Origin of the sequence: Pricia sp. (genome assembly GCF_041745955.1) — a bacterium.
Lineage (GTDB): Bacteria > Bacteroidota > Bacteroidia > Flavobacteriales > Flavobacteriaceae > Pricia.
The window spans coordinates 1-3,585 of sequence record NZ_JBGTHY010000011.1 but is presented as its reverse complement, the minus strand read 5'-3'; the positions used below and the strand labels follow the sequence as shown (position 1 = coordinate 3,585).

The window sequence follows — 3,585 nt, the reverse complement described above, 5'->3', positions numbered from 1 at the left end:
CCTCACAAAGAAGGTACCAAGGAAGACCCCGAACGGTACTGGGCAAGCCAACGAACACTGTATGTACTTTCCAATGATTTAAAAACCTTTTCAGAGACTCCCGAACGTCTCTTCGATTGGGATTTCGGCACAATTGATGTCATTATCAGAAAAGCCGAAGACACCTATTATGCCATCATCAAAGATGAAACCTATCCTACCCTATACTGGCCGACCGGAAAGACGATACGTATCGCAAGGTCGGGCTCTTTGCTTGGGCCCTATTCCCTCCCCGCTGAACCTATCAGTCCCAATTTTCGGGAGGCACCCATGCTGATTCCCTCGTCCGACGATAAAATTTGGTATTTGTATTATGAGCAATATCCGGGAGTTTCGTACGGATTATCCATTGCCGATAATTTGAACGGCCCCTGGTATCAGGCATCCGGTTATACCTTTTTTAGCGATTGGGACAAATATTCGTTTCCCGAAAAGGTTAGGCATGGCTGTATGATCGGTATTTCGAAAAAGGAATATGATGCCTTGGTCAACGAATTCGGGATTCAAAAGCAAGAAAAGACGGATAAAAACGCTAACTAACCTTTTAAATATAGAAAAATGAAATCAATATTTTGCACTTGTGTAATCGTCTTGCTCAGCTTTTACGGATGCACCGGGCAAGAGGAAAAAAAGAACCAACAGCCGCAGGACAATGGCAATCAAGAAGGGCAAGCAAAAACCTTCACCAATCCACTTTTACCATCGGGCCCCGATCCTTATAGCACCTACCATAATGGATATTATTACTACACCAGTACGGAGGGCAACAAACTGGTGCTAAAAAGGGTAAAAAACTTGGCAAATCTCAGTAATGCAGAGGTCAAAACCATCTGGACACCGCCCGAAGACACCTTATATTCCCATGATATATGGGCGCCCGAGGTGCATTTTATCGACGGAAAATGGTATGTTTATTTCGCTGCGGATGACGGCGATAATACTACCCACCGGATGTATGCCGTGGAAAATACTTCGGTGGATCCGTTTCAGGGAACCTTCGAATTCAAGGGAAAAATCGCCGCCGACACCGATAAATGGGCCATTGATAGCAACGTTTTTCGGTATAAAGGGCAACTGTACATGATATGGTCCGGCTGGGAGGGCGATGAAAACGGACAACAGGATATCTTTATCGCCAAAATGAAAAATCCGCTTGAAATCGAGGGGGATCGAGTAAAAATTTCCTCGCCTACCCATGACTGGGAAAAGCATTGGGATACGGGTACGTCCCTTAAAAATCCACCGGAGGTATTTGTGAACGAAGGACCGCAGTTCTTGTCGAACGATGATAAAATTTTCATTGTATTCTCGGCCAGTGGCTGTTGGACCGATTATTATAGTCTGGGCCTGTTGACTTTTACGGGCACCGATAATTTACTGGATCTGGATAACTGGGTGAAATCCGAAGAACCTATATTCATCCAATCTCCCGAAAACGGGGTGTACGGTCCCGGCCATAATTCCTTCTTTAAATCGCCGGACGGTACTGAGGACTGGATTTTGTACCATGCCAATTCAAAACCGGGCCAAGGTTGCGGGTCTTTACGCTCGCCAAGAATGCAAAAGATACAATGGGATGAAAAAGGGTACCCGATTCTAGGTAAGCCTTTATCGGAAAAAGATGAAATTGCAATTCCTTCGGAGTAACGAAATAGCTCAAGACAATTTCAATATCGGATAATAAAACAATGGATTTAAAAAACTTACAAATGCGGTCGATCTATATTTTTATGCCACTGGTCTTTTTACAGGTATGCATCGGCCAAAACAGGGATACGTTCACTAACCCGATTCTTCAGGATGGTGCCGATCCGTATGCCTACCTTCATGAGGACGATTACTATTATTTTATGGCCACCCGGGGAAACCGGCTTGACCTATGGCGTACCGATGACCTGACCCAACTGGAGTCGGTTATCCCAACAACGATATGGTCACCTCCCGAGACCGGTCCTAATAGTTGCTGTATATGGGCACCCGAGATCTATTATATCGATGGTAAGTGGTATGTGTATTACACAGGCTCCGATAAGGCCGATGAGGGCGACCAGTCCCGATTTGTCTTTGTTTTGGAAAATAGCAGCGCTAACCCGATGGAAGGGGAATGGATCGATCGGGGCAAGGTAAACACGAAATTTAATGGGATCGATGGATCGGTATTTCAATATAAGGGGATCCTGTATTTTTTATACTCTCCTTACGTCAACGACCATAGTGATGTCGCCATTGCCACGATGTCGAATCCTTGGACGTTGAACGACGATGAGTCCATATTGGCAGCTCCAAAATATGACTGGGAGAAAACCGAGGATAGAAGTATCTTAGAAGGTCCCATGTTTTTGGAGGGCCCAAAAGATGAGGTTTTTATTGTGTATTCAGCGGGTGCCTGTTGGGACGATAATTATTCCTTGGGGATGCTTGCCGCAAAAAAGGATTCCGATCTTTTGGAAGCCGCGTCCTGGAAACGCTTTCCCAAAGCCGTTTTCGAAATGTCCAAGGAAAATCAGGTGTACGGCCCCGGCCACCACGGCTTTACAACCTCGCGGGATGGCAAGGAAAACTGGCTTATATTTCATGCCAAGGACACACCTGCCTTGGGCTGTGCCCAAAGAAGTGCAAGGCTGCAGCATTTCAAATGGCAGAAAAACGGCAGACCGGATTTCGGTATCCCATGGTCTTTGGAAAGGAAGGCTCAAAAACCCTAGGATTAAAAAAGTAATGAACTTTAAAACAGGCAAGAAGATGATTAAAGCAACGATTTCCCTTGTAACACTTGGTTCGATACTACTCATTTTTACCATTTCCTGCAAATCTGAAAAAAAAGAAACCATTGCTGCTACATCCAAAGAAAAAATAACCGGGTACACCAACCCGCTGGACGTCGAGTTCGGCGATCCCTACATTCTCGACAATGGAGACGGCACCTACTACATGTACGGTACAGGTGGCGGGGCCAAGGACGGTTTCGCCACCTATTCCTCGATCGATCTGGTACACTGGAAAAATGAGGGACAGGTATATTATGGCAATACCGAAGATTCGTGGAACCTAAAAAACTTTTGGGCGCCCGAGGTCTATAAAATTAAAGAAAAATACTACTTGTTCTACAGTGCCGATAAAAAGGACAATCCCCTCAACGAACTGGAAACCTTTACTATCGGGGTGGCCGTGTCCGATAGCCCGAAAGGACCGTTCAAGGATTTGAAGAACGAGCCCCTTTTCGACCCCGGCTACCCGATCATCGATGCCAATGTCTTTCAAAACGACGATGGAAAATATTATTTGTACTATTCCCGGGCCTGTTATAAACATCCCGTGGAGAGCGAAATTGCCGATTGGGCCAAAAAGGAAGGGCTTTATGACGAAATCGAGGAAAGCTGGGTCTATGGAGTAGAGCTCGCCCCCGATTTCAGAAGGGTAATCGGCGAACCGGTTTTACTATTGCGTCCGCCAAAAACGATGGACGATAAAAATTCCGAATGGGAAAGCCGTTCGGTAACTTCCCAGGAAATCAATAGAAGATGGACGGAGGGCTCTTTTACCTTT

General features: G+C 45.7%; 3 protein-coding genes and 1 pseudogene. All 4 read left to right on the top strand.

The annotated features are described in order from the left end of the window. Positions 1–579, top strand: a pseudogene (locus ACEW8S_RS00450) (glycosyl hydrolase family 43); the annotation flags it as partial. Between the two features lie 18 nt (positions 580–597). Further along, positions 598–1,686, top strand: coding sequence for a family 43 glycosylhydrolase (locus ACEW8S_RS00445; protein ID WP_373516228.1), 1,089 nt, complete (start codon positions 598–600; stop codon positions 1,684–1,686). Between the two features lie 62 nt (positions 1,687–1,748). Then, complete coding sequence (locus tag ACEW8S_RS00440; protein ID WP_373516227.1) at positions 1,749–2,744, top strand: family 43 glycosylhydrolase; 996 nt, start codon at positions 1,749–1,751, stop codon at positions 2,742–2,744. A gap of 37 nt (positions 2,745–2,781) precedes the next feature. Further along, a partial coding sequence (locus ACEW8S_RS00435; protein ID WP_373516226.1) for a family 43 glycosylhydrolase occupies positions 2,782–3,585 on the top strand: 804 nt, incomplete at its 3' end.

What these genes read in the sequence shown, in the direction of transcription:
- ACEW8S_RS00445 (WP_373516228.1), top strand. Translation starts at nt 598, where the DNA reads ATGAAATCAATATTTTGCACTTGTGTAATCGTCTTGCTCAGCTTTTAC.
- ACEW8S_RS00440 (WP_373516227.1), top strand. Translation starts at nt 1,749, where the DNA reads ATGCGGTCGATCTATATTTTTATGCCACTGGTCTTTTTACAGGTATGC.